Consider the following 25,063-nt stretch of genomic DNA (forward strand, 5'->3'; position numbering starts at 1 on the left):
GGGCGGCATTCCTGCCGCCCCTTTTTTCATAACGACTGCCACGCTGTCTTTGCCAGGGCAGAGGTAAACCGGCGCCAGGTCAGCGGATGACCGGCGGATGTTTCACGATAATCATGGGAAGAATTAGGGTCGATCTGCTGCAGCCATGGGGCGCGCGATCAGGGGGAGAAAACCTGGCGATCAGCGATCTGACCGCCAGGTTTTGATCAGTTTCAGCCTTTATCGGCAACGCGGGCGTTACGGGCTGCAATCAGCCGCAGACGCAGGGCGTTCAGACGGATGAAGCCTGCCGCGTCTTTCTGATCATAGGCGCCGGCATCTTCCTCAAAGGTGACGTGCTTTTCGCTGTAGAGCGAGTGAGCCGACCAGCGGGCCACGGTGCGGGCTCTGCCTTTGTAAAGCTTCAGCTTCACAGTGCCCGAAACATGCTCCTGGGTCTTGTCGATCAGGGCCTGCAGGGCCTCACGCTCGGGCGAGAACCAGAAGCCGTTATAGATCAGCTCGGCATAGCGCGGCATGATCGAGTCTTTCAGATGGCCCGCGCCGGAATCGAGGGTGATCTGTTCGATGCCCCGATGCGCTTCCAGCAGGATATCGCCGCCGGGGGTTTCGTAAACGCCGCGCGATTTCATCCCGACAAAGCGGTTCTCGACGAAGTCCAGCAGTCCGATCCCATGTTTGCCGCCCAGCTCGTTCAGGCGGGTCAGGATGGTTGCGGGCGACATCGGCTCGCCATTGATGGCGACGGCATCACCTTTCTCAAAGGTGATCTCGATGAATTCCGGCTGATCCGGGGCCTGTTCCACCGGCACAACGCGCTGGGTGACATAATCCGGGGCCTCAACCGCCGGATCTTCCAGCACGGTGCCTTCCGAGGAAGTGTGCAGCAGGTTGGCATCGACCGAGAAGGGCGCTTCGCCGCGCTTGTTCTTGGCAACCGGGATCTGGTTCTGCTCGGCAAACTCCAGCAGGCGGGTGCGCGAGGTCAGATCCCATTCACGCCAGGGCGCGATGACCTGGAGGTTCGGCTCAAGCGCGGCGACGCCCAGCTCAAAGCGAACCTGGTCATTGCCCTTGCCGGTCGCACCATGGGCCACGGCATCGGCGCCGCTTTCACGGGCGATATCGGCGAGGTATTTCGCGATCAGCGGGCGGGCGATCGAGGTGCCCAGCAGGTAGAGACCCTCATATTGCGCATTGGCACGGAACATCGGGAAGACGAAGTCACGTACGAATTCCTCGCGCAGGTCGAGGATGTGGATGTTTTCCTCTTTGATCCCCAGCATCACTGCTTTGGCCCGCGCCGGCTCAAGCTCTTCGCCCTGGCCCAGGTCGGCGGTGAAGGTCACGACTTCGCAGTCATATTCCGTCTGCAGCCATTTCAGGATGATCGAGGTGTCGAGGCCGCCCGAATAGGCAAGCACAACTTTCTTCGGCTTTTTCATGGAAAGGCTCCGTCACGGTTTCGCTGGCGATTAGCGCCAAACGGGTGAACAAGCAAGCGAAGCAGGGGTTTTTGGCGCGGCAGATCTTGCGAATTCCGCAGCTTTAGGCCAGGGCTTCGGATCATGAGCGATTTCATCCAGGCCGCGAAAGCCGCTACGCGCGAGTTGCGCCAGCTGTTCCCTGAAACCCCGCTGCAGCGGAACGCGCATCTGTCGGCGCGCTTTGACGCCGATATCTGGCTGAAGCGCGAGGATCTGACGCCGGTGCGCAGCTATAAATTGCGCGGTGCTTTCAATGCGATGCGCAAGGTTCGGGTGGTAAAACCTGATCAGACCAGCTTCGTTTGTGCCAGTGCCGGCAACCATGCCCAGGGCATGGCCTTTGCCTGCCGTCATTTCGATGTGCAGGGGAAGATCTTCATGCCGGTCACCACACCGCAGCAGAAGATCGACAAAACCCGGGCCTTTGGCGGCCCGAATGTGACAATTGAACTCACTGGCGATTATTTCGATCAGACCCTCGCGGCGGCCCAGGCCTGGTGCCAGGCTGAGGGGGCGCATTTCCTCGCGCCTTTCGATGATGAGGATGTAATCGAGGGCCAGGCTTCGGTCGGGGTTGAGCTGCTCGAGCAGCTGGGCCGTATGCCGGATCTGGTGGTGCTGCCGGTCGGCGGTGGCGGTCTTGCGGCGGGCGTGACCACCTATCTGCGCGATGCCTCGTTCCAGACCGAATACCGCTTTGTTGAACCCATGGGCGGCGCCTGTCTGAAACAGGCACTTCTGAAGGGCGGGCCGGAAAAGCTGGCGAAGGTGAACAGCTTTGTCGATGGTGCGGCAGTGGCCCGGCTGGGCGCGCTGACCTGGGAACGTCTGAAAGGTTTTTCGCCCGATCAGGTTCTGCTCGCGCCCGAGGATCGGGTCTGCATCACTATGCTGGAAATGCTGAATGGCGAGGGCATCGTGCTTGAGCCGGCGGGCGCGCTTTCGATTGATGTGCTGGCCGGGCTGGCCGATGAAATCCGGGGCAAGACCGTGGTCTGTGTCACCTCGGGCGGCAATTTCGATTTTGAGCGCCTGCCGGAAGTGCGCGAGCGGGCGCAGCGCTATGCGGGACTGAAAAAGTATTTCATCCTGCGGATGCCGCAGCGACCCGGCGCTTTGCGGGAATTCCTGTCGATGCTCGGCCCCGAGGATGACATCGCCAGGTTTGAATATATGAAGAAATCGGCGCGCAATTTCGGCTCGATCCTGATCGGCATCGAGACCCGCGCCGAGGACGGCTTTGCCGTTTTCACCGCCAAGATGGATGAGGCGGGATTTGCCTATCGTGACATCACCGATGATGAGGCCCTGGCCGAGTTTCTGATCTGACCCGCCAGGTCACATTGCGCAGAGACTGAGCAGTTCCTCATGCTTTGCCACAAATTCCGCCCGCACCGCTGCGGGCGGGCGCAGCCTGATCTCAATATCTTTCAGCAAAAGCGGATCGGGCCTGCCAAAGAATTTATTGGCCTCAGCCGGGCTGAAACCGGCAATCTGCACCGCCTCGGCCCAGGCCGAGATGTTATCGGCCGCCTTGATCTGGCGTTTGACGGCGGCGGGCAGGGTGGCGGGCAGGCCAAAGCGCAGATGCACGGCCGCTGCCAGCCGCGCATCCAGCTCGCCATAGCCCGGGCCCACGGCGGCTTTCACCGGGCTGATCATATCACCGATCACATATTCCGGTGCATCATGCAGCAAAGCGGCCAGCCGCCAGCGCACCGCCACGCCAGGATTGGCCCGGGTGAACAGCTCTTCCACCAGCAGCGAATGCTCGGCCACTGAATAGGCCTGATCGCCCCGGGTCTGGCCATTCCAGCGCGCGACAAAGGCCAGACCATGGGCTATGTCGCTGATTTCAATATCGAGCGGCGTCGGATCCAGCAGATCGAGGCGACGGCCGGACAGCATTCTTTGCCAGGCGCGGGGCTGCTTTGCGGCCATCTGCGATTTACTCCCTGCTAACCTGCCTGTCATAACATCGGCCCCGGGGGGATCGCCAGCACCGGCACCGGCCGCAGCAGCTTCATGCCGCCTTGTTGTCGCGCGCCCCCCCGGATGGTAAGGGGATACTCCCCGCCTTTCAGGAGCGTCGCATGGCCGCCGACTATATTGTAAAAGACATCGCGCTTGCCGGCTTTGGCCGCAAGGAACTGACCATCGCCGAGACCGAGATGCCGGGCCTGATGGCCTGCCGCGAGGAATTCGGCGCCTCGCAGCCGCTGAAAGGCGCGCGGATCGTCGGCTCGCTGCATATGACGATTCAGACCGGCGTGCTGATTGAAACCCTGGTGGCGCTCGGCGCGGATGTCCGCTGGGCCTCGTGCAATATCTTCTCGACCCAGGATCATGCGGCGGCCGCTATCGCTGAATCCGGAGTTCCGGTCTTTGCGATCAAGGGCCAGAGCCTGGAAGAGCACTGGGATTATCTCGACCGCTCTTTCCAGTTCGGGGAAGGCGCGAATATGATCCTCGATGATGGCGGCGATGCCACGCTCTACGTGCTGTTCGGCGCGCGTATGGAAGCGGGCGAGGATGTGATCGCGGTGCCGCAATCCGAGGAAGAGGCTGTCATCAAGGCGCAGATCCTCAAGCGTATGGCGCAAAGCCCGGGCTGGTTCACCAGGACCCGCGACGCGATTAAAGGGGTCTCGGAAGAAACCACCACCGGCGTGCACCGCCTCTATGATCTGCACAAAAAGGGCCAGCTGCCCTTCCCGGCGATCAACGTCAATGACTCGGTCACCAAATCGAAATTCGACAATAAATACGGCTGCAAGGAATCGCTGGTTGATGGCATCCGCCGCGCCACCGATACGATGATGGCTGGCAAAGTGGCTGTGGTCTGCGGCTATGGCGATGTGGGCAAAGGCTCGGCCGCCTCGCTGCAGGGGGCTGGCGCCCGGGTGAAAGTGACCGAGGTTGATCCGATCTGCGCGCTGCAGGCGGCGATGGACGGGTTCGAGGTGGTGACGCTGGAGGATGCGGTTGAAACTGCCGATATCTTCATCACCACCACCGGCAACCGCGACATCATCCGTATCGAGCATATGCACCGCATGAAGGATATGGCGATTGTCGGCAATATCGGCCATTTCGATAATGAAATTCAGGTGGCAAATCTGAAGAACCACAAATGGACCAATATCAAGGACCAGGTGGATATGATCGAGATGCCCTCGGGCGCGCGGATCATTCTGCTGTCGCAGGGCCGTCTGCTGAACCTCGGCAATGCCACCGGCCACCCTTCCTTCGTGATGTCGGCCAGCTTCACCAACCAGACGCTGGCGCAGATTGAGCTCTGGACCAAGGGCGAGGAGTATCAGCCGGGCGTCTATATCCTGCCGAAGGCGCTGGATGAGAAAGTTGCGCGTCTGCATCTGAAGAAAATCGGCGTGAAACTGACCGAGCTGAGCCCGGCCCAGGCCGAATATATCGGCGTGACCGTCGAGGGCCCGTTCAAGCCCGAGCATTACCGCTACTGATTATCGCAGGCTCAGCCAGAGCTGCCGCCTCGTCCCGTTTACCGGGGCGAGGCATTTTTATGCGGATTTTCATTGCCGTTTGAGGGCCAGTGCCTAAACTCGGCCTGCCCTGAGGGGCATTTCAACAGAGAAACGAGGGGAATAATGGGCAAGCGCGACGATCTGATTGCAAAATATGCCGAGGATCTGCAGGCGAAATGCAAGGTTACTCCGGATATGGATCTGCTGACGAAGGTCACCATCGGGTGTGGCCCGACCATTTACAGCGATGATGCCTCGACCGTTGCCGCATCGGACAGTGAAGAGCTGGCGCGGGTTAAGGCTAATTTTCTGATCAAAAAACTGGGGCTTCCCGACGGCCCTGCGCTGGATGCAGGCATTAATGCGGCAATCGAGACCTATGGCCGCTCTGAGCGCAACAAATATCGTGCGGTCTTTTACTACCTGCTGGTGAAGCATTTCGGCAAAGAAAGCGTATACGCCTGAACCAGGCCAGGCTGCGCCGGATTGTACCCGGTGCAATCGCGCAGATTGTCTTTCCCGGAGAGCCGCGCCATGGTTGCGCGGCTTTCTGCTTTTCAGGTTGCTATGTCTGCCGATACCCAAAAGATGCAAACCGTCGAGACCACGGTTCTGCCCATCGTCATGGCTGTCTCTTTCGGCCATTTCCTCAATGATCTGATGCAGAGCCTGATCCCTGCCTCATATCCTTTGCTTCAGACCAACCTCACGCTCAGCTTTACCCAGATCGGGCTGATCACCCTGGTGTTTCAGGGCACGGCCTCGATGCTGCAGCCGCTGATCGGGCTTTATACCGACCGGCGCCCAATGCCCTGGGCTCTGCCGGCCGGGATGCTGCTCAGCGGGGCCGGGCTGATCATGCTGGCCCATGCCGCAAGTTTCGCGATGGTTCTGCTCTCGGTAGCACTGACCGGGCTTGGCTCGGCGATTTTTCACCCGGAAAGCTCGCGCATTGCGCGGCTGGCGGCCGGAATGCGGCCCGGCTTTGCCCAGAGCCTGTTCCAGGTTGGCGGCAATGCCGGCACGGCGCTCGGCCCGCTGGCGGCGGCCTGGGTGGTGATGGCGCGCGGGCAGCTCTCGATCCAGCTGTTTGCGGCTGTGGCCCTGGTGGGGATGATTTTGCTGATGGCGGTGGGGCACTGGTATAACCAGGTCGGCGCGGCCAGGCTGCAGGCCCGTAAATCCCGGCTGAAGGCCGCAGTGCCGCTGCCTGCTGCAGTGGTCCGCCGTGGCATGGGGCTTCTGATCGTGCTGATGATGTCGAAATTCATCTATTCGGTCAGCTTCTCCAGCTATTACACCTTCTATCTGATGGAAAAATTCGCGCTTAAGACCGAGGAGGCCCAGGTCTGCCTGTTCATCTTCCTGGCGTCCGTGGCGGCTGGCACCATTATCGGCGGGCCGATTGGTGACAGGATCGGGCGGCGCCGGGTGATCCTCTGGTCGATCTTTGGCATTCTGCCGCTGACACTGGCGATGCCCTGGCTGCCACTGATCCCGACGGTGATCGTCTCGGCGATTTCAGGCCTGGTGCTGGCCTCGGCCTTCCCGGCAATGGTGGTCTATGCCCAGGATCTGATGCCGAAAAACACCGGTATGGTGGCGGGGCTTCTGTTCGGCCTTGCCTTTGGCACTGCCGCCATTGGTGCTGCGGGTCTGGGCGTGCTGGCCGATCATATCGGCATTATCGCCGTCTATAAGATCTGCGCCTTCCTGCCGGCGATCGGGATTGTGGCCTTCTTCCTGCCAAACCCCCGCATTACCCATTAAGGGATCCGGCCTTCCGGATCAGCAACAGGCCCCCGGAATCCCGGGGGCCTTTTCTTTATGCGATAAGGTCAGAGACCGCCTTCGCGGCGAATGATCTCCCATTCCTCTTTCGTCACCGGCTGGACCGAGAGGCGGGTGTTATTGACCAGAACCATTTGCTCAAGCCCGGGCATGACCTTCGCATCTTCCAGCGTGAAAGGGCGTTTCATCGGCTCAACCGCTTTGATCCAGACGCAGTCCCAGCGGGGGTCGTCGGTGGTCGAATCCGGGCTGCTCTCGCGGCAGACCTCAACGATGCCCACCACTTCCTTGCCGATATTGGAATGGTAGAAAAAGCCGAGATCGCCGATCTTCATCGCCCGCATATTGTTGCGCGCCTGATAATTGCGCACGCCATGCCATTCCTCGCCCTCTTCGCCTTTGGCGACCTGCTGATCCCAGGACCAGGCATCGGGTTCGGATTTGAACAGCCAGTAATTCATCCCACCACCTTTTTCCATTCCTGGATGGTAACAGTCTCGAACAGGCCTGCTTTTGCGTAGGGGTCGGCCGCAGCCCAGGCCTCGGCCCCGGCCAGGCTGTCCACCGTCAGGATCACCAGCGAGCCGGTCATACCGCCTTCGGCATCGAGAAAGGGCCCCGCCATTTCGACGATGCCGGTCGAGGCGATATAGGCAAGATGCGCCTCACGATTGGCTTTGCGGATCGCGATGTGATCCTTCTTGTCGATGCAGATAAGGGCGGCGCGCATGTCTACTCCTGTTTCAGCGGGCGCGACATCAGCTCTCGCACTGCCTCGCCCAAAGTGATGTCATTCTCTGCCAGCCTTGCGACCATAGAGGTGACCGGCATGTCAATGCCCCGCTCGCGCGCCAGCCTGGTGGCGGCGCGGGCTGTGGCCAGGCCCTCAACCGTTGCCTCGGGAGCGGGGGTGCCGGCGCCAAGCGCCAGGCCATGGGTGAAATTGCGCGACTGGCCCGAGGTGCAGGTCAGGATCAGATCGCCAAGACCCGAAAGCCCGGCGAGGGTTTCGGGCTTTGCGCCAAGGCTGCTGGCGAGGCGGCTCATTTCGGCATAGCCGCGGGTGATCAGGGCGGCGCGGGCGCTGTCGCCAAAACCCGCGCCGATCACAATACCGGCGGCAATGGCGATGACGTTTTTCAGCGCTCCGCCCAGCTCGGCCCCGATCACATCCTCGCTGCGATAAAGCCGCAAAGTGGCGGTTGAGAGCAGATGTTGCAGCGCCTCGAGCCTTGGGCAGGCACAGGCCAGGGTCAGCGCGGTGGGCAGGCCCCGGGCAATATCCGAGGCGAAACTGGGGCCGGTGAGCATTGCCCGGGCCCCGGTGGCGCCGGCCGCGGCCATGACCGAGCCGGGGCCCTGAAGCGTGGTCAGATCAATGCCTTTGGAACAGGCCACCAGGTCTTTTTGCAACAGGTCCGGCGGCGCACTGGCCAGAAACGCCCGCATCGCCTGCATCGGCATCGCGAGCAAAACAGTCTCTGTAATGGCCAGATCGGCCAGATTTCCGGTCAGATGCAGCTTTTGGGGCAGTGTGATGCCGGGGAGTTTCGGATTGATCCGGCGGTGCTGCATTTCCTGCAGCTGCGCCGGATCGCGGGCATAGAGCCAGACCTCGCGGCCGTCATGGGCCAGGGCGACGGCCAGCGCCGTGCCAAATGCGCCAGCCCCTGCAATTCCGATCATGCTTTCGCTCCTCGTTTGCCAGAGCCGAGCATCGGCGCGGCGCTCTGATCCAGCGGCCATCGCGACCGGGCCGCAAGTCCGGCATCATCGGTTTCACCGGCCAGGAAACGCTCGATCCCGGCCCAGGCGATCATGGCGCCATTATCGGTGCAAAGCCGCAGGGGCGGGGCGAGGAATGTCGCGCCCGCTTCGGCTGCAACAGTCTCTAACTTGGCCCGAATGGCCTGATTGGCCGCAACGCCTCCGGCGACCGCCAGCAGTGGCACGGGGAAGGCAGCCAAAGCGCGGCGGGTTTTTTCAGCCAGCACATCGGCAACCGCCAGCTGGAAACCGGCGCAGAGGTCGCGCCGGTCCTGCAGCGTCAGCCCGCCTTTTGCGGCAATCACCTCATCTCGGGCGCGCAGCACTGCGGTTTTCAGACCCGAGAAAGACAGATCACAGCCGGGCCGGTCCAGCAGCGGGCGCGGGAAACGGAAGCGCCTGGCATCGCCAGACGCTGCCTCGCGTTCAACGAAAGGCCCGCCAGGCTGGGGCAGGCCCAGCAGTTTGGCGATTTTGTCAAAAGCCTCACCCGGCGCGTCATCAATGGTTGAGCCAAGGCGGCGATAGCTCTCGGGGCCTTCCACCGCCAGGAACTGGCAATGCCCGCCCGATACCAGCAGCATCAGATAGGGCCAGGCGCAGGCATCGGTCAGGCGTGGCGTCAGCGCGTGACCGGCCAGATGGTTCACGCCCACCATGGGCAGGCCGGTGGCCGCCGACAGCCCCTTGGCCAGCATCAGCCCCGAGAGCAGCCCGCCAATCAGCCCGGGGCCTGCCGTCACCGCGATACCATCCAGATCCCCCAGCCCGAGGCCCGCCTGGCTCAGCGCGGCTTCGACGGCATGGTCGAGCCGTTCGGCATGGGCGCGGGCGGCGATTTCCGGCACCACCCCGCCAAAGGGCGCATGCAGGCTGACCTGGCCCTCGACCACCGAGGCAAGGATCACTGCGGAACCATCGGCTTCACGGCGCACCACGGCGGCGGCGGTGTCATCGCAGCTCGATTCAATTCCGAGGAAGGTGATCCTGTCCGCCACTTGCGCCCCCATCTGCTCTCTGTCTGCTGTCAATCGGCTGCCAGTCTGCGGCCGCGTGGCTTGCGGCGACCTGCCTCCCGCAGGTAACATTCGCAAAGGGGTGAAACAATGCCGCTTTCCCCGGCACAACAGCCATGAGGGCCCCAGTCTATGTCCGTTCTGCCGGTTCTCAATACCCGCCCCATGCCCCAGGCCGCCCGTTTCAGCGCCGAGCTGCGCACCCGTTTCGGGGCCGGGCTGCAGATCCTCAGCACGCCGCTGATGCAGGCCGAATATCTGAGCCCCGAGCTGCCACCTGGCCCTTTCGGCGGTCTGGTCCTGACCTCGGAAACCGGGGCCGAGGCTGCGGCTCGCCTTGGGGCTGCGCGTCTGGCACGACGGGCCTGGTGCGTTGGTGACCGCACGGCAGAGGCTGCTAAAATCCGTGGTTTCAGCGCCATTTCCGCCTCGGGTGATGCCCGCGACCTGAGCCGTCTTCTGGCCGAAGCGCCGGATCAGAGCCGGGTTTTATACCTGCATGGCGAGGACCGGGCCGCAGATCTTGGCCTGGTGCTGGCCCCGACCGGGCGCGAGGTGGTGTCGCTGGTGGTCTACCGTCAGGTCGCGCTGCCGCTGTCTGCAGAGGCTGGGGCAAGAATTGCCTCCGGGGCGGGCCTGATCGTGCCGCTGTTCTCGCCGCGCAGCAGCCGGCTCTTTGCTGCGGCGGTGGCAGGGCTGTCGACCGCAGCGGTTCATCCGGTTGTGATCAGCGAGAATGCCCGGCGGGCTTTGCCGGAACCACTGGCGGGCCGGGCCATTGTCTCTGCGCATCCTGACGGCCCGGGGATGCTTGCGGCGATAGGTCGCTGCATCGCAGAGGGGCCGGGTTGAACCCGGGGCGCGCAAGGGATTACCTTGGATCACGGGCGCTAGCGGTGGAGTTTCTGATGACCGACGACGATAAAAAGCCAGAGGACGGGCTGCCCCCGACCGCGCGCAGTGCCAGTGAGGATCCCGCGCCGGCAGAGCTGGCGGCGCAGACCGGGCCGGAATACCTGGATACGCCCGAGCCATCAGGGCCCGCGCCGGATCTGCGCTCAGATCCGGGCATTGCCGGGCCTGTCCCCGCACCGGCTGATATGGCATCAGCGCCCGCCCCGCGGCGCGGTGGTGGTTTTGTCGCGCCCCTGCTGGGCGGTGCCCTGGCCCTGGCAGCCGGTTTCGCGCTTTCACATTACAATATTTTCGAGCTGCGCTCAGATGCTTCCCAGACAGAAGCCCGCTTCGCTGCACTAGAAAGCGCGCTGAAGAATGCTCAGGCCGAGACGGGTGCAGCTGCCAGTGCCGCGGGGCAGAAAGCTGAGAAGGCGCTCTCGCTCGCACAAGAGCTGTCTGAGAGGGCGGGCCAGGGCGCTGCGGCTGAAATTGACGCCCTTCAGGCCCGTCTTGCTGCGGCTGAGACGGCACTCAGCGCGCTGGCAGAAACGGCCCCCGATGGTTCGGTTCCCGCCGCAGCTTTCGCCAGTCTGAAAGCCGAGGTCGACAGTCTGAAATCCGCGGGTTCCGGCGGCCAGGCAGCCGCAGATCCTGAGGCAATCCGAGCCCTGATCGGCAGTGAGCTCGACGCCCGCGCGGCAGAAATTACGGCTAAGGCCGAAGAAGAAGCGACCGCTCTGCGTGAAACCGCCCGGCGAGAGGCGGCGTTTAATGCTCTGGCTGAGGCGGTGAACAATGGCCAGCCCTATGCGGCGGCGCTGGCTGCGCTTGAGCTGGACAGCCCGCCTGAGGCGCTGAGCAGCCATGCTGAAAGCGGAATTATCAGTCTTGCGGGCCTGGTGGCGGGCTTCCCCGATGCGGCACGGCGCGCGCTCGAGGCCTCGCTTCGCGGTGAGGGGGGGCAGAGCCTGAGTGAACGGGCCTGGTCGATGCTGCGGATTGGCACCGGCGCCCGCTCGCTCAGCCCGCAGCAGGGCACTGATCCTGACGCGGTTCTGTCCCGGGCCGAGGCTGCGGCGCAGGCCGGTGATCTGGCGACCGCGCTCAGCGAGCTGGAGGCTCTGCCTGCGCCTGGCAAAGCCGCGATGGCGGACTGGAGCCGGTCTGCCCGCGCCAGACTTGACGCCGCCGCTGCCCTGGCGGCTTTGCCCGCTCAACACCCACAGTAAGGAGGGCAGGAATGCTTTGGTCCCTTGCCAAAATCGCCGTCTTCCTCGCCCTGATCGCCGCACTGGCGGTCGGCTCGGGCCTGCTTGCCGAACAGGGCGGCTCAGTCAGGATCTGGGTCTTTGACCAGGAATTCACTTTTTCGCCGCTGATGGCCCTGCTTGGCGTGATCGTTTTGCTGGTGCTGGTCTGGCTGAGCTTCAGGGTGATCAGCTTTGTCCTTGCCTGCCTGCGCTTCCTCAATGGCGATGAAACCGCGATCAGCCGTTATTTTGATCGCAATCGCGAGCGCCGGGGCTATGCTGCATTGTCCGAGGGGATGATCGCGCTGGCTTCGGGCGAGCCTGTTCTGGCGATGGCCCGGGCGCGTACTGCCGAAAGATTGCTGAACCAGCCCGAGCTGACCCGGCTGCTGACCGCCCAGGCGGCGGAAGCGGCCGGGGATAACCGGGCGGCAACCGAGGCCTGGAAGAGCCTGCTCGGCGATGAGCAGACCCGCTTTGTTGCCGTGCGGGGCCTGCTGCGGCAGAAACTGGCCAAAGGCGATACGGCCACCGCGCTGAAGCTGGCCGAGCAGGCCTTTGCGCTTAAGCCAAAACATGGTGAGACCCAGGACCTGCTGCTGAAGCTGCAGGCCGAGGGCGGCGACTGGGCCGGAGCGCGCGGGACCCTGTCGCAAAAGCTGCGTTCGGGCGAATTGCCGCGTTCGGTCTATCGCCGCCGCGACGCGCTTCTGGCGCTGCAGGAGGCCAAAACCGTGCTGGATGAGGGCAGCTCGATCGAGGCGCGCGAGGCGGCGATTGAGGCCAATAAGCTCTCGCCCGATCTGATCCCGGCAGCGGTGATTGCCGCCCGGGCGCTGGTTGAGAAAGAGGATCGCAAAGGCGCGACGCGGGTGCTGAAAAAGGCCTGGGAGGCGCAGCCGCATCCGGAACTGGCCACCGCTTTTGCCGGGGTTGAGCCGGATGAGACCCCGGCGCAGCGCCTGAAGCGCTTTCGCATCCTGTTCCAGGCCCGCCCCGATCATGAGGAAAGCCGGCTGACCGAGGCTGAGCTGAACCTGGCGAATGAGGATTTCCTGGCGGCGAAGACGGTGCTCGGCGATCTGCCGCAAAGCCATCCGACGCAGCGCTCGCTGGCCATCCTGGCCGCAGTAGAGCGTGGCATGGTCGCGCCCGATGACGAGGTGCGCGCGGTTCTGGCCCGGGCGCTGAGCGCATCGCGTGGCGCGGAATGGCTTTGCGAGAAATGCGGTGCGATCCATGCGCAATGGGTGCCGGTCTGCGCCTCCTGCAGCGGTTTCGACACCCTCGCCTGGCGCGAGCCGGAAGGGGTTCAGGCGCATCGGCCGGCCAGCGGCGCCGGGCTGGAGCCACTGCTCTTTGCCGCCACCCGCCCGGCGCCGGCGGTGCCAGAGCCTGCAGCGCTGCCCCTGGCCGAACTGGCTGAGGCTGATCCGCCAGAACCGGCTCTGGACGATCCCGGGATCCTGCTGCCGCATGCAACCCCGGATGAGATCCTGCGCCGTGTGACCTGACGGCAGGAAAGGGCGCCTGCAGGCGCCCTTTTTGACTCTGCAGGCGGGGCTATTGGTCTTTTTGCAGCGCCGCGAGCACCGAGCTGGCCCCGCCAAAGCCAAGCCCGGCGAGGTAATGCAGATAGTCCCTGGCTGTATCGCTGCGGATCGCCGCTCGGGCCAGCGGCAGGGTCTCCTGGTTGATATCGGCATAGGATGAGACAAAGAAATAGCGCGGCGAGAGCATATGCTCACCACAATGCAGCATCGCTGAATTGGTGATCAGCACATCGCCAGGGTCAGTTGCGACCCAGACCACATGGCGGTCGATCTCATCTATCGGCGCAAAGTTCCTGCTGGTCCGCAATTTCGCAAGCTCATCACGATGAGTGTCAAACCAGGCGATGGGTTTTTTCAGACCGATACGCTGTGACTGCTCGGCAAAGGCGCGTTCATCGTGACTGAAGGGGATGATGCCCAGCATGCCGCCCTGCATATGTTCCGGCGCACAATAATGCAGAACCCTGACGATGCGCTTTTCGGGCTTGCTGATATTATAGGCCGAGCCCTCTTTTTCACAGAGCAGGCGGTAATCGCGGTGAATGCCCCTGGCGCTGTAATGCGCCGCAACAGAGCTGCCAAACTCGATGGCATGTGCGCCAAGGATTTTCTGTACCGCTGCGGTGACATGGCGGTTGGTGGCATAGGGCCAGAACCTTTTGTCATTCAGCACCGGAGCTCCTCCGGCGAATCCTTTCTTATCGCCACGGAACACAGCGCTGAAGTCGCGCGGCGGAAGTCCTGAAAATTCGGCACAGAGCCGGCTCAGCGCCGCACTTTCTGCCGGCGTATAGACACCACGGACTTTTACAATCGAGAAGCGGTCAAAGAGCGCGGCGATTGCCTCGGGCCCGGCGCTGGCATCGGCGACACCAAAGGTCGGGATAAAGCCAAAGGGGTTCATGCCCCGCGAGAATTCATCGAAATAATTCCCCATCCTGCGGGCCGCGCGGGCCGAAGGCACAATAGCCGGGGCCGGAACGGCGGGCGCAGGGGAGGGCGGGGCGGAAGTCTTCAGGAAAAGATTGAACAGTGCCAAAGGATGCTCCCTCTTTAAGGGTGAAGTCCTTCATTCGTAGGGGCCGTGCCGGCCAGCAGTCAAGCGATCAGAAACAGCGGGCCACCTGGTGGGTGACGGGCCAGACCTTCCTGCCGGTTAACAACGGGACTCAGGCTGGCCTTGGAACAATCAACAAATCCGCGACAGGGCCACAGGAGCTGAGCGCGGTAGCGGCGATAATCGCGAGCGGCCATTCCCTGAGTATGAGGTTAAGGCGTTACTTAATTCGCCCTGCCCTGCGGGTATGGTCGGGTGTTGAGGTTCTGGCGTAGCCAAATCAGCATCTGGGCAATCTCCGCAAGGTGTCTCGCAATGTTTTAGACGCGATATGCAACGCTGCCCCAAATCTTCAACACCACTCTTGCGGGACAACTTTATCTGCGACTGGGGCGCCTTGTTAGACCGTGACCTGTGAGACACGCGAACGGAGGAACACGCCCCGTATGCCGGAAGATCGCTGCTTAGCTTCGCAAGAGCGGCAATGTCCGGGTAGCCTGTGGGGTGGGTTAGACGGTGCCAAGGGGGGAAGGGGCGTCCAGAAATGTGGAGTTCGGGGTCTCAGATTTTTGCCAGAAAACTTGGGGCTATTCACGCGGCTTCCGCGTTGTCGGCATTTAGCTTAGGCTTCGCTAAAGCATTTTCACCGGAGAAACGCATTGTACGAGGATCGCCCAGTTGACCAACTTTTTCACTACTGCTCGCCCTCAACCTTCTGGTCGATCATCAAATACAGGCAGCTTTGGCTGACCTCATTAACTCAATCTAACGACACGGCGGAGGGGAAATGGATTCTGCAACGCTGGCTAGATGCCTTTGATTCCAATAACGAGTGCAAAAGAGTTCAACGCAACGGCGCATTTCACTCGGTAGATATGACGCTGCACGAGGTAGTAGCTCTCGGCGCTTGTTTCTCAGAAGCAGGGGATCAACTCAGCCAGTGGAGAGGCTATGCTGCGGACGGAGCCGGATTCGCCATTGGTTTTGATCACTCTGAACTAGAGGCCGTAGTGACAAAACATGCCCAGCCGTCTGTCAGTCTATCTAAGATTATCTACGGTTGGGACGATCACGAGCGCCGATCCGATCTTTTCAAGTCGTTACACGGCGCATTCTCCCCAGATTTTACACGCTACAGCCAGTCAGGCGGCTACGGCAGCATGTCAATCGATAACTCAGCTGAAGCACGGGATGCGAAGCTCAGCGCCGCAGGAAAACTATTCTCGTTCAAAAACCCTGCCTTCTCGGAAGAGAAAGAGTGGCGCTTACTTATCGTGGGCTACTTATCCCAGTTAGAAAAAGTGGACTATCGCGAGTCGAGCGGAGTGATTTCTCCGTTCCTTAAAATGGACTTTTCTACGGATTCCATCAGAACTGTAAGGCTAGGCCCTACAAATCGAACGCCAGAACGAGTCGTAGAGGCCTTTTTAGAACACTCGAATATTACAGCAAACGTTTTGAAGAGTTCGGCTTCGTATTCTTCGAGATAAGCGCCTCACATTCCCCACTTTATTCGGTTGGTTCGCAACTGGTCGATCAGGCAGCCAACTGTTTGCCTCGACAATGCATTTGTCTGCCCAAGTGTCTCGACATTACCAGCGTCAAAGCTGCCCGCCCTAGGCGGTCATACGCAGTCGCTGTCATCACGCAACTTGCTTACTAGTTAGACTTCTGAATTACTGAAGATATTTTGCCCCAACCTTGCCACATAAAAACTGGTCAGAATGGCTGGTCAGGAAGCAACAAAAAAGCGCCAGAGATTTCCCTCTAAGCGCTTGTTCTTGCTGGTATCTTTTCCCTATTGGGGAAAAGTGGTGCCGCTGAAGGGACTCGAACCCCCGACCCCATCATTACGAATGATATTATTTATCATATCGCTGCCTCTCATTATCTCTCGTGGTGACGTGAAATTCCCTTAAAAATAAGGATTTATTGACTTCATTGCCTAACGTCAGCTATCAATGCGGAACGCAAGTTATCTGCAATTCTGTTCCCCAGATTGTTCCCCAGAATGGATGCCGCGATGAAGTTGACCGCAGTCAGTGTGGAGCGCCTGCAAGCCGCTAGCAGCCGCCAAGAAATTCCGGATAGCCTTTGCACAGGCCTCTATCTCGTGGTCCAGCCAACTGGAAAAAAGTCTTGGCAAGTGCGCTACCGGCACGGAGGGACACACCGCCGGATGACCTTAGCAACTTATCCGCTGCTCTCTTTGGCCGAAGCGAGGCAGCGGGCACGGGAGGCTCTGGGGGCTGCCAGTGAAGGACGTGACCCATCTGCTGAAGTGAAGGCAGCCAAGGCCCCAAAACCCGAAGATGACAGAAACAGGATCGGAACGCTTGTTGAGCAGTTCGCAAAGCGCCACCTAGATAAGCTCAAAAGCGGTACGGAGGTTCGCAGGGCGTTCGATCTGCACGTTTTACCTAAGTGGGGTGACAGGCCAGTTCACACCATTGGCAAGCGGGATGTGGTGGATTTGCTTGACGGGCTGGTTGACGGGGGGAAGCCTGCCGCTGCCAATAAAGTTCGAGCGCACCTTTCAAAATTCTTTAACTGGTGCACCGAGAGAGACATCATCGCTACGCCACCGACTCTTTCGGTAAAGGCTCCCGCAAAGAATACGGTTCGTGAACGTGTGTTGAACGACGACGAGTTGCGATGGCTTTGGCGGGCAAGTGAGGAAGAGCCATTCCCATGGGGGCCTATGGCTCAAATGCTGCTGCTGACAGGTCAGCGCCTGAATGAGGTGGCACAGATGGCAGATACTGAGATCGAGGGCCTTGTTTGGCGCTTGGCTCCTGAGCGGACAAAGAACGGGCGCAGCCATGACGTGCCTTTGTCAAAGCAGGTGCAGGAAATCCTCTCGAAAATTGAGCGCGTTTTTGATGCTAGTGGTCGAATTCGGTTCGTCTTTACCACAACCGGAACAACTCCTGTTTCCGGCTTCTCAAAAGGCTTGGATCATATCCAGCGGCGCATGGGGGCTATAGGCTTTGCCGAGCGCGGTGAGCCGGTAGAAATCCCTCGCTGGACTTGGCACGATCTGCGCCGAACCGCTGCGACTGGAATGGCAAGGATTGGCACACCCGTTCGGGTGACTGAGGCCGTGCTGAACCACGTTAGCGGCACGGGCGGCGGGATTGTGGCCGTCTATCAGCGCCACGACTATGCCGATGAAAAGCGGCAGGCGCTGGACGCATGGGCGGGGTTCGTTATGCAGCTTGTGCAGGGCAATCCGGATAATGTCGTGCGACTGGCGGGGGGGCGGTGATGGATGCCGCAATAGAGTGGGGTTTGCCAGATTGGACCCAGCCGCAGGCATATGGTGCAACCAAAAATTGGAGTTACATGAAGTGGCGGTGGGAATTCTGTCGCCGAAGGAAAGATCTAAGATCGGCCTTTGATGAGCGCGCAGAGGACGCATATAAAGAGTATCTTGAGATATTTGATCTTGAAGGCTCAAAAACTAGGGTATTAAAGCCTCACGAGGCGGGGTTTACGGCAACGTCATATATCGGTGATGATTTTGGATACGCCGGAATTCCAAATCCAAGAATATCAGATCAGCCAGATCATGTAATATTTTCCGTTCTGGATTATCCAGGGTCTGGGCTTGTCCCATATGATGGCGAAGACGCATTGAGACAAGGTAGGGAAAGCATATGCTTGGGATCCCACAAAGATTTTTTAGTTGTGGGGGTTGATCTGAGGAAGCCTTTATCTGAGTTGATTACGTCGCTGACAGGGAAAATATCTTCCATGCAGAAAAGGAAGTATGGAAAGAAAATAGAGAAAAGGCGTCAGCCCACAAAGTGGCTGACTTATCTACGCGTCTTGGATGGGCGTGAGTGCGGTGCATCTTGGTCGCAACTGTCAGAAATTATTCCAAACTCAACGGCGAGAACCGAGCAAACGGCGCGGGACACATGGAAGCAAGCTAAGGCCTTGTGTTTTAATTTTTGAAATTCTTCCGCAATACCAAATCACCATGACGTGCCAATAATGGGAGACCTCATCACACGAGGTAACCCGATGGAACGAAAGCTAATCTCTGCGGCAACCGTGCGCCAACTTTGCGGCGGCATTTCCGACATGACTTTGTGGCGCTGGCTTGATGACGCTGCGCTGGCGTTTCCGAAGCCGGTCTATATCCAGCGGCGCAGGTTCTGGCGCGAGGCGGATCTGATGGCGTGGCTGGATGCCCGCGAGGTCGCGGCATGAGTTTGGAAAATGATAACCCCGGCGCGGCGGCAACCGCAACCGGGGCAGAAATCGACTTGGCTCTTACCCCAGAATACCGCTTGCGGCGCGAATGGGCAACCTCGGCGTGGTTTGCGCTTGACCATTGCGACCGGCAGGATGTTTTGCACATCTGCGCGACCTATCTGGCTGATCTGGAAACCGGCGGTCCGGTTATGGGCGACCTTCTAGGCACCTTGACCGGGGATGCGCTTTTCTGGGCAGACTGTGCCCCGGCGCATGAGTTGGTGGCCTATGGAACTGCTGCGCTTGATCGGCTGCGCCGCATTCCGCTTGGGATCAACACGCGCAAGAGGCTGTTTGCCGATCTTTGGAAAGCGTTCGCGCCGGACCATCGGCAGGCATTTCTTGCAAGCATCGAGAAAAGCGGAAAGGGGTCGGCATGAACATGCACGATGATCCCTTTGCCGGTCTGCCCCCGCCGGATGATATGCCTTCTGATGATCGCTTCGGCCCGCCGCATGGAGATCCCCGCGAAAAGCCAATGAAGCCATTCAGGTTCGTTGCTGTGGGTGATTTGGAATATCGCCCGCCCGAATTCCTGGTGGAAGGTTTGATCGAGACGGAAACGCTTGGCCTTGTGTTTGGGGAGCCGGGATGCGGCAAGTCGTTCTTCGCTGTTGATCTTGCCCTTAGCGTTGCCAGTGGGGTGAAATTCCACGGCCGGGCGGTGAGGACTGGGCCTGTATTCTATATCGCGGGCGAAGGGCACAACGGGTTGGTTCGGCGTTTTGCTGCGTGGAGCAAGCACCACGGGAAGGACTGGCCTATGAAAAGCGTTCCCCTGTTCAAGTCCGAAAGGGCTGCGCAGTTTCTGGATAGTGCCTCTGCGCTCTCTGTGGCGCAAGCTGTGCAAGCGCTGGCGGTGAAAAATGGAGCGCCTTCCCTAATCATTGTGGATACGCTTGCGCGGAACTTCGGGCCGGGGGATGAAAACAGCACGGCGGAAATGAGCCAGTTTGTCGCGGCGATGGATAATCTGCGGGACAACTGGCCCAACTGCACGTTGCTGATTATTCATCACTCAGGCCATGATGCGCAGCATCGTGCACGCGGGGCAATTGCTTTGAAAGGCGCTCTGGATTTTGAGTTTCGTCTTTCAAAGGATGGTGCTGCAATGACATTGGCCAATACCAAAATGAAGGATGCAGATCCGCCTGCCGATATGCACTTCGACCTGACAAGTGTTGATTTGGGTGAGGATGTATCCTCTGCGGTTCTAGTTGAAGGGGAGGTATCATCGAGGCCCGCACAAAAGAAAGAAACCAATGACGAGAAGCTGGCAAGGCAGACATATATTGCTGCGGCAAAAGATCATGGCATCTGGGATGGTGATACTTTTAAGGGCGTTCATCTGAATGACTGGCGGCCAGTATTTTACACGAAACACACTGGCGACAAAGAGGACACGAAGAGAAAAGCATTCCAGCGGGGACGCAATCACTTGGTTGATGGCGGGAAGATGGACGCCAGTGATGATGTGTATCTGACGACAGAACCGCATGTGTTCATGTGTGTGAATAATGAGCGGGACAAGCGGGACAGGACAGGACATTAGCGGGACACGTCCCGGACCCATTTAGCGGGACGGACAGGACACACCCCTTAAGGGGTGTCCCTTGTCCCGGTGGGTGAGCATAGAAACAAAGAATCCCTATCTTTACGCATTAACCGTTGAGCGTTAGCCATTGTTATAACGTGATAATCTATGCCGATGCGGTGCGGCTTGCTATATTGGCAGCATGGCAATTCACCGCTTCCAGACTGTTAATGATCGGCTCATGTCCCGTTATGGCGGCACGGTAAAGCTATCGCGCTTTACGCCGGGCGTGCCTGTTCCCGGACACGAGCACATCCCGGTGGCCCCGGTGGAAACCTCCGAGGATCTGGCATTCATTGTCACCGCTGCCGGTGCTGAATGGGTATCGCAAGGCGTGGTGCAGGTTGGCGATCTGGTCGGGGTTCTGGCTGTTCCGCTGACGCTCAATCCGCCGCTGCCTGGTGACAGGATCACGGCAAGCGGCAAGGGCTATATCCTGCTGCGGGCCGAGCCTGTCGATAGCGATCCCTGCAGCGCCATTCACTATGCCATTCAGGGGCGCGTGTGATGGCGGGCGCGACCGTTCAGCCGAAGCGTGGACGCGGGCGACCGCGTAAGGTCCCAATGCCCGAGCAACAGGGGGGCCAGACCTACGGGGGGTCTTCCTCTTCCTTTCTCTCTCCCGAAAAAATCCGGGGAAATATCGACCCTGAAACCGTCATCGGTTTTCTGCAATCCCTGAAAATCCCCGAGGGTCCGAAGGCGGGCGAACCTCTCCGGCTTGCGGAATATCAAAAGCGGTTCGTGCGCGGTGCTATGGCCGAGGGCGTCATGGTCGGGCTTTTGTCGATCGGTCGCGGCAATGCAAAGACGGCGCTGGCGGCTGGCATCGCGCTTGGCAGCCTCATGGGCGTTTGGGACGATCAGCCCCGGCGTGAAATCCTCATGGCGGCACGAAACCGCGATCAGGCGAAAACCGCGTTTCAATTCATCTGCGGCTTTATCGGCGGGCTTTCCGAGGCCGAACAGGAACTGTTCACGATACGGCACGGCAGCAAGCTGGAAGTCGAATATACCGCAAACGGCGGCGGGCTGGCCCGTTGTATCGCGGCAGATGGCAAGTCCATTCTCGGCGGCGCTCCGACCCTTGCAATCCTTGATGAGCGGGCGGCATGGGAAAAGGACAAGGGCGACACGCTGGAAAATGCGATCCTGTCCGGCCTCGGCAAACGTGACGGGCGGGCGCTGATTATCTCGACCTCGGCCCCGGATGATGCCAACACCTTTTCCCGCTGGATGGATGAGCCACCGCCGGGCTGCTACGTCCAGGAACATCGCCCGGCCTTTGGTCTGGCGGCGGATGATCCCGAAAGCCTGCTGATTGCCAATCCCGGCGCGTCCGAGGGCATCGGGGCAAGTCTTGAATGGCTGGTGGCGCAGGCACGGCGGGCGATTGCACGGGGCGGCTCTGCCCTGTCCAGCTTCCGCAACCTCAACCGCAATGAACGGGTGAGCATCGAAAACCGCTCTGTTGTTTTGACGGTTGATGAATGGATGAGTGCCGAAGTCACGCCAGAGGCTCTGCCCGAGCGGCGCGGGGCCTGCATTCTGGGCATCGACCTTGGCGGCAGTCGGTCCATGTCGGCAGCGGCCTATTTCTGGCCCGAGACAGGGCGGCTTGAGGTTCTGGGCACCTTCCCGAGCAAGCCCGGCCTTGAGGACCGGGGCGCAGCGGATGGCGTCTCCGGGCGCTATGTCGAAATGCACGGGCGCGGCGAACTTATCACGATGGGCGAAAATACGGTGCCCGCTGGCCCGTGGCTGGCCGAGGTGGTGCGGCGTCTCGATGGTGTGGCCCCGGCCTGCATCTGCGGCGACCGTTTCCGCCATGCCGAATTTGCCGAGGCGATGGGCAAGGCCGGTCTGGCGCGGGTTCCGTTCATCTGGCGGGGGTTCGGCTGGAAAGACGGCTCCGAGGATATTGAACGGTTTCGGCGGGCGGTCTTTGACGGTGAGGTGAAAACCCTGCCTTCGCTGCTGCTGCGCTCTGCCTTTGCCGAGGCGGTCACGCTGATTGACCCGGCGGGGAATGCCAAGCTGGCGAAAGCCCGTTCTCTGGGCCGGATTGACGCGGCGGCGGCAGCTATCCTTGCGGTGGCTGAAGGTGCCCGCCGGATAGCGCGGCCCGAGCGCAAGGCGCGGGTGCCGACATGGGTGTGAAGTATCAGCGGCACGGTGCCAGCCTCTACAAAACCCGCGAGTGGAAGGCGCTGCGCTTCATGGCCCGGCGGCGTGACGGTTTCGCCTGCATCACCTGCGGCGCGACCGGCAGGCTTGAGGTGGACCATATCAAGCCGCTGCGGACGCATCCCGAATTGGCGCTGGATCTTGGCAATCTGCAATGCCTCTGCATCGCCTGCCATGCGCGAAAGACCCGGCTGGAAATCGGCATGGGTGAACTTCCCCCCGAGCGCCAGGCATGGCGCGACCTGCTGCTGAACATGCAGCGCAACCATAAGGAAACGAAACATGCTTGATAGCGTGAAGATCCAGCGGCGGCAGTCGGAGATCCGGCAATCGCTGTCTGAACTGGCCGGAAAGGCTGACCCTTCGGCGGATGAACTCCGTTCGATGGAGAGCCTCGATACAGAATATCGCAGCAATGAAACCCGCTATCGGGCGGCTTTGATTGCCGAGGATACCGAACGGCGCGAAGCCGGGGCCGAGTTGGAAACCCGCTCTGACCGGCAGTTTGCCGAACTGGTCGCCGGGTTCGAGCTGCGGCAGGTTGCACTGCATCTGGATGAGGGGCGAAACCTCGATGGCCGCACGGCAGAGGTGGTGCAGGAATTGCGCTCTGCCGGTGGTTATCGCGGGGTGCCGATCCCGCTCATGGCGCTGGAACAGCGGGCCGGTGAAACCGTGGCGGCGGGCGTTCCCGATCCGATCCAGACCCGGCCCATTATCGACCGCTTGTTCCCCGGCTCTGTCGCGGCGCAGATGGGCGCGCAAATGATCCAGATCGGTAGCGGTGCTGTGGAATGGCCCGTCACGACCTCGGCTGTCACGGCAGGCTGGGCTGCGACCGAAACCGGCAATGTCGCTGGCCCGACCGAATACACCACGACCGACAAGGCGCTGAAACCCGAGCATAACCTTGGCATTCATATGCGGATCACCCGCAAGGCGCTGAAACAATCGGGCGATGCGCTGGAACAGGCGATCCGGCGCGATATGTCGGGCACGATGGCGGCGGAACTGGACAAGGCGATTTTCCTTGGCACCGGCACGGGCGGGCAGCCTCTGGGCGTTATTCCCGGCGCGGCAACCTATGGCATCACCTCGACCCCGGCGGGCGTTGCGGCTTCGTGGGCGGCGCTGCGGGCGGCTGTGGTGCGCTTCATGACCGCCAATGCGGCAAGCGGTCCCTCGGCTGTGCGGGCGCTTGTGCGGCCTGAACTCTGGGGGTTCCTCGACGGCGTGGAAGCCTTCGCCGGTTCGGGCGTCACCGAATGGTCGCGCATCACTTCGCAGCTTGGCAGCGTGGTGCAGACCACGAATGCCCTTGCGGCCCCGGCATCGGATGCGACCTCTGTTCTGCTGACCACGAATGCCGGTGGCGTGGCCCCGATCTTTGTCGGGCTGTGGGGCGCTGTTGACCTGATCCGCGATCCCTTCAGTGATGCGCAATCCGGGGGCTTGCGCCTGACCGCCTTGACCACGGCTGACGTGACTGTTGCGCGGGGTTCGCAGCTTCAGCTTGTCACCGGGCTTGGCCTGACTGCCGGGGGTGAATGATGGAAAGCCCCGTTTTCTCGGCGGGGCTGGAACTGCGGGCTGCCGGGGATGGTTCCCGGCGGCTCTCGGGCCGGTTCCCCTATAATAAACGCGCTGTTCTTGACGCGGGCGGCAAGGGGCGGCGTCCAAAGAAAGAGCAATTCGCACCGAAGGCTTTCAGCTTCGCGGTGGAAGATCCCGACCGGGATATTCACCTGCTGTCAGGTCATACCTTCGACAAGCCGCTTGCCAGCAAGAAAGCGAAAACCCTGATCCTGACCGACAGTGCCGATGCTCTGACCTTCGAGGCCATTCTGACGCAAGAAATTCAGCAAGCGTCATGGGTGCGCGATTTTCTTGCGGCCTTTGCTGCCGGGCTGGTCGGCGGCATTTCCCCCGGCTTTCGGGTGGCCCCGCCCGAGGTGGTGGCAAAGCCCGAGGAAACGACCGAGGAAGATCTGCGCGAAGGGGATGCGCTGATCCGCACAATCTTCGCGGCGATCCTGTTTGAATTGTCGCTGGTCACGCGACCTGCATACCACGAAACGGACGTTTCGCTCCGCTCATGGCAAACGCATCAGGACCGGCTGCCGGTGCGCGGTCTGATCCATCCTATGAACAGGTGGCGGGCATGATCGAGATTGCGCAGATCCATCAGGCCGAGGGCGTTCCTGTGGAATGGCCCGCTGTCATCGGGGTGACGGGCGATCTGCTGGCGACATGCTGGGCGCGGATCGAGCATTACATATCGCGGCGGTTCGTGGCGCGTCCGGTGGTCTGGACGCTGACAGCCTCGGGCGGTGACTGGCAGCCGCCTTTGGGGCCGGTGAACGGCGGGGCCGCTCCGGCGTGGTTCCTCTGGCGCGATGGCGAATGGCAGGAAATCACGGTGCAGCGTGGCCCGTTCGGCTATCTGCTGCCTGCTGGCACTGTCATGGCGGAATTGAACGTGGGGCAAGGCCCGGTGCCTGCGCCCGTCTCCGAGGCGATCCGGCGGCTTGCGGGCTATCTCTCTGCCGAGGTGGAAGGGCCTGCGGGGGCGCGGTCCTATAGCGCCAATGTCGGGCAACTGGCCGAAAGCTGGACCCGTGACCCTGCGGCGGCTGCACGGGCGCTGCAAAATTCTGGGGCGGCTGATCTGCTGCGCCCGTATCGGAGGGCCTGACAA

26 protein-coding genes are annotated in these 25,063 nt (G+C 61.0%); 19 read left to right on the forward strand and 7 right to left on the reverse strand.

Annotated elements, in window-relative coordinates; all coding sequences use genetic code 11:
* Positions 1-212: 212 nt before the first annotated feature.
* Positions 213-1,445, reverse strand: a complete 1,233-nt coding sequence (locus tag H0485_RS05370) for an argininosuccinate synthase (protein ID WP_226934336.1) — start codon at positions 1,443-1,445, stop codon at positions 213-215.
* Positions 1,446-1,568: 123 nt separating this feature from the next.
* Here H0485_RS05370 and ilvA point away from each other — a divergent pair, with 123 nt between their 5' ends.
* Positions 1,569-2,816, forward strand: a complete 1,248-nt coding sequence (gene ilvA / locus H0485_RS05375; protein WP_226934337.1) for a threonine ammonia-lyase IlvA — start codon at positions 1,569-1,571, stop codon at positions 2,814-2,816.
* 9 nt (positions 2,817-2,825) lie between these two features.
* Here ilvA and H0485_RS05380 read toward each other — a convergent pair whose 3' ends face one another.
* The gene (locus H0485_RS05380; RefSeq protein WP_226934338.1) at positions 2,826-3,428 is read right to left on the reverse strand and encodes an HD family hydrolase; all 603 of its coding nucleotides are present in this window, start codon (positions 3,426-3,428) and stop codon (positions 2,826-2,828) included.
* A 152-nt stretch (positions 3,429-3,580) separates the two neighbouring features.
* On the opposite strand from H0485_RS05380, the gene ahcY reads away from it, so the two are divergent.
* The 3 genes from ahcY (at position 3,581) to H0485_RS05395 (ending at position 6,760) form a co-directional block, all read left to right on the forward strand.
* The gene (gene ahcY / locus H0485_RS05385; protein WP_226934339.1) at positions 3,581-4,969 is read left to right on the forward strand and encodes an adenosylhomocysteinase; all 1,389 of its coding nucleotides are present in this window, start codon (positions 3,581-3,583) and stop codon (positions 4,967-4,969) included.
* A 144-nt stretch (positions 4,970-5,113) separates the two neighbouring features.
* Positions 5,114-5,455: a DUF2853 family protein gene (locus tag H0485_RS05390; RefSeq protein ID WP_226934340.1), complete on the forward strand. Its 342-nt coding sequence runs from the start codon at positions 5,114-5,116 to the stop codon at positions 5,453-5,455.
* Between the two features lie 102 nt (positions 5,456-5,557).
* Complete coding sequence (locus H0485_RS05395) at positions 5,558-6,760, forward strand: MFS transporter (protein WP_226934341.1); 1,203 nt, start codon at positions 5,558-5,560, stop codon at positions 6,758-6,760.
* Between the two features lie 68 nt (positions 6,761-6,828).
* Here H0485_RS05395 and H0485_RS05400 read toward each other — a convergent pair whose 3' ends face one another.
* From H0485_RS05400 to tsaD, 4 genes are read right to left on the reverse strand one after another with little or no spacing between them, the layout of a single operon-like run.
* Complete coding sequence (locus H0485_RS05400) at positions 6,829-7,242, reverse strand: EVE domain-containing protein (protein WP_226934342.1); 414 nt, start codon at positions 7,240-7,242, stop codon at positions 6,829-6,831.
* Positions 7,239-7,511 (reverse strand): YciI family protein, encoded by a 273-nt coding sequence (locus H0485_RS05405; RefSeq protein ID WP_226934343.1) that lies wholly within the window; start codon positions 7,509-7,511, stop codon positions 7,239-7,241. Before H0485_RS05405 ends, H0485_RS05400 begins: the two co-directional genes overlap by 4 nt.
* 2 nt (positions 7,512-7,513) lie before the next feature.
* Complete coding sequence (locus tag H0485_RS05410; RefSeq protein WP_226934344.1) at positions 7,514-8,467, reverse strand: NAD(P)H-dependent glycerol-3-phosphate dehydrogenase; 954 nt, start codon at positions 8,465-8,467, stop codon at positions 7,514-7,516.
* Positions 8,464-9,546, reverse strand: coding sequence for a tRNA (adenosine(37)-N6)-threonylcarbamoyltransferase complex transferase subunit TsaD (gene tsaD / locus H0485_RS05415; protein ID WP_226934345.1), 1,083 nt, complete (start codon positions 9,544-9,546; stop codon positions 8,464-8,466). Before tsaD ends, H0485_RS05410 begins: the two co-directional genes overlap by 4 nt.
* A 150-nt stretch (positions 9,547-9,696) precedes the next feature.
* Here tsaD and H0485_RS05420 point away from each other — a divergent pair, with 150 nt between their 5' ends.
* From H0485_RS05420 to H0485_RS05430, 3 genes are read left to right on the forward strand one after another with little or no spacing between them, the layout of a single operon-like run.
* A complete protein-coding gene (locus H0485_RS05420; protein ID WP_226934346.1) occupies positions 9,697-10,416 on the forward strand; it encodes a uroporphyrinogen-III synthase in 720 nt (239 codons plus the stop codon).
* 56 nt (positions 10,417-10,472) lie between these two features.
* A complete protein-coding gene (locus H0485_RS05425; protein WP_226934347.1) occupies positions 10,473-11,690 on the forward strand; it encodes a COG4223 family protein in 1,218 nt (405 codons plus the stop codon).
* A gap of 11 nt (positions 11,691-11,701) precedes the next feature.
* Positions 11,702-13,225, forward strand: a complete 1,524-nt coding sequence (locus H0485_RS05430) for a heme biosynthesis protein HemY (RefSeq protein WP_226934348.1) — start codon at positions 11,702-11,704, stop codon at positions 13,223-13,225.
* A 49-nt stretch (positions 13,226-13,274) separates the two neighbouring features.
* On the opposite strand, the gene H0485_RS05435 is transcribed toward H0485_RS05430, so the two are convergent.
* On the reverse strand, positions 13,275-14,303 hold the full coding sequence (locus H0485_RS05435; RefSeq protein ID WP_226934349.1) for a hypothetical protein: 1,029 nt from the start codon (positions 14,301-14,303) through the stop codon (positions 13,275-13,277).
* A 677-nt stretch (positions 14,304-14,980) separates the two neighbouring features.
* On the opposite strand from H0485_RS05435, the gene H0485_RS05440 reads away from it, so the two are divergent.
* The 12 genes from H0485_RS05440 to H0485_RS05495 all read left to right on the forward strand — a co-directional run bounded on the left by H0485_RS05440 (position 14,981) and on the right by H0485_RS05495 (position 25,060).
* Positions 14,981-15,811 (forward strand): DUF2971 domain-containing protein, encoded by an 831-nt coding sequence (locus H0485_RS05440; protein ID WP_226934350.1) that lies wholly within the window; start codon positions 14,981-14,983, stop codon positions 15,809-15,811.
* Positions 15,812-16,344: 533 nt separating this feature from the next.
* The gene (locus H0485_RS05445) at positions 16,345-17,589 is read left to right on the forward strand and encodes a tyrosine-type recombinase/integrase (protein WP_226934351.1); all 1,245 of its coding nucleotides are present in this window, start codon (positions 16,345-16,347) and stop codon (positions 17,587-17,589) included.
* On the forward strand, positions 17,589-18,281 hold the full coding sequence (locus H0485_RS05450; protein ID WP_226934352.1) for a hypothetical protein: 693 nt from the start codon (positions 17,589-17,591) through the stop codon (positions 18,279-18,281). Before H0485_RS05445 ends, H0485_RS05450 begins: the two co-directional genes overlap by 1 nt.
* A gap of 69 nt (positions 18,282-18,350) precedes the next feature.
* A complete protein-coding gene (locus H0485_RS05455) occupies positions 18,351-18,539 on the forward strand; it encodes a helix-turn-helix transcriptional regulator (protein ID WP_226934353.1) in 189 nt (62 codons plus the stop codon).
* On the forward strand, positions 18,536-18,964 hold the full coding sequence (locus tag H0485_RS05460; RefSeq protein WP_226934354.1) for a hypothetical protein: 429 nt from the start codon (positions 18,536-18,538) through the stop codon (positions 18,962-18,964). The genes H0485_RS05455 and H0485_RS05460 overlap by 4 nt, the downstream gene beginning before the upstream one ends.
* On the forward strand, positions 18,961-20,136 hold the full coding sequence (locus tag H0485_RS05465; protein ID WP_226934355.1) for a helicase RepA family protein: 1,176 nt from the start codon (positions 18,961-18,963) through the stop codon (positions 20,134-20,136). Before H0485_RS05460 ends, H0485_RS05465 begins: the two co-directional genes overlap by 4 nt.
* Before the next feature lie 223 nt (positions 20,137-20,359).
* Complete coding sequence (locus H0485_RS05470) at positions 20,360-20,686, forward strand: hypothetical protein (RefSeq protein WP_226934356.1); 327 nt, start codon at positions 20,360-20,362, stop codon at positions 20,684-20,686.
* 56 nt (positions 20,687-20,742) lie between these two features.
* Positions 20,743-22,338: a terminase large subunit domain-containing protein gene (locus H0485_RS05475; RefSeq protein WP_226934357.1), complete on the forward strand. Its 1,596-nt coding sequence runs from the start codon at positions 20,743-20,745 to the stop codon at positions 22,336-22,338.
* Positions 22,329-22,655, forward strand: a complete 327-nt coding sequence (locus H0485_RS05480; protein ID WP_226934358.1) for an HNH endonuclease — start codon at positions 22,329-22,331, stop codon at positions 22,653-22,655. Before H0485_RS05475 ends, H0485_RS05480 begins: the two co-directional genes overlap by 10 nt.
* A complete protein-coding gene (locus H0485_RS05485; RefSeq protein WP_226934359.1) occupies positions 22,648-23,916 on the forward strand; it encodes a phage major capsid protein in 1,269 nt (422 codons plus the stop codon). The genes H0485_RS05480 and H0485_RS05485 overlap by 8 nt, the downstream gene beginning before the upstream one ends.
* Complete coding sequence (locus H0485_RS05490; protein ID WP_226934360.1) at positions 23,916-24,530, forward strand: HK97 family phage prohead protease; 615 nt, start codon at positions 23,916-23,918, stop codon at positions 24,528-24,530. The genes H0485_RS05485 and H0485_RS05490 overlap by 1 nt, the downstream gene beginning before the upstream one ends.
* On the forward strand, positions 24,527-25,060 hold the full coding sequence (locus tag H0485_RS05495; RefSeq protein WP_226934361.1) for a hypothetical protein: 534 nt from the start codon (positions 24,527-24,529) through the stop codon (positions 25,058-25,060). The genes H0485_RS05490 and H0485_RS05495 overlap by 4 nt, the downstream gene beginning before the upstream one ends.
* Positions 25,061-25,063: the final 3 nt, after the last annotated feature.

It is taken from the genome of Pseudogemmobacter faecipullorum (genome assembly GCF_020539525.1).
GTDB classification, from domain to species: domain Bacteria; phylum Pseudomonadota; class Alphaproteobacteria; order Rhodobacterales; family Rhodobacteraceae; genus Pseudogemmobacter; species Pseudogemmobacter faecipullorum.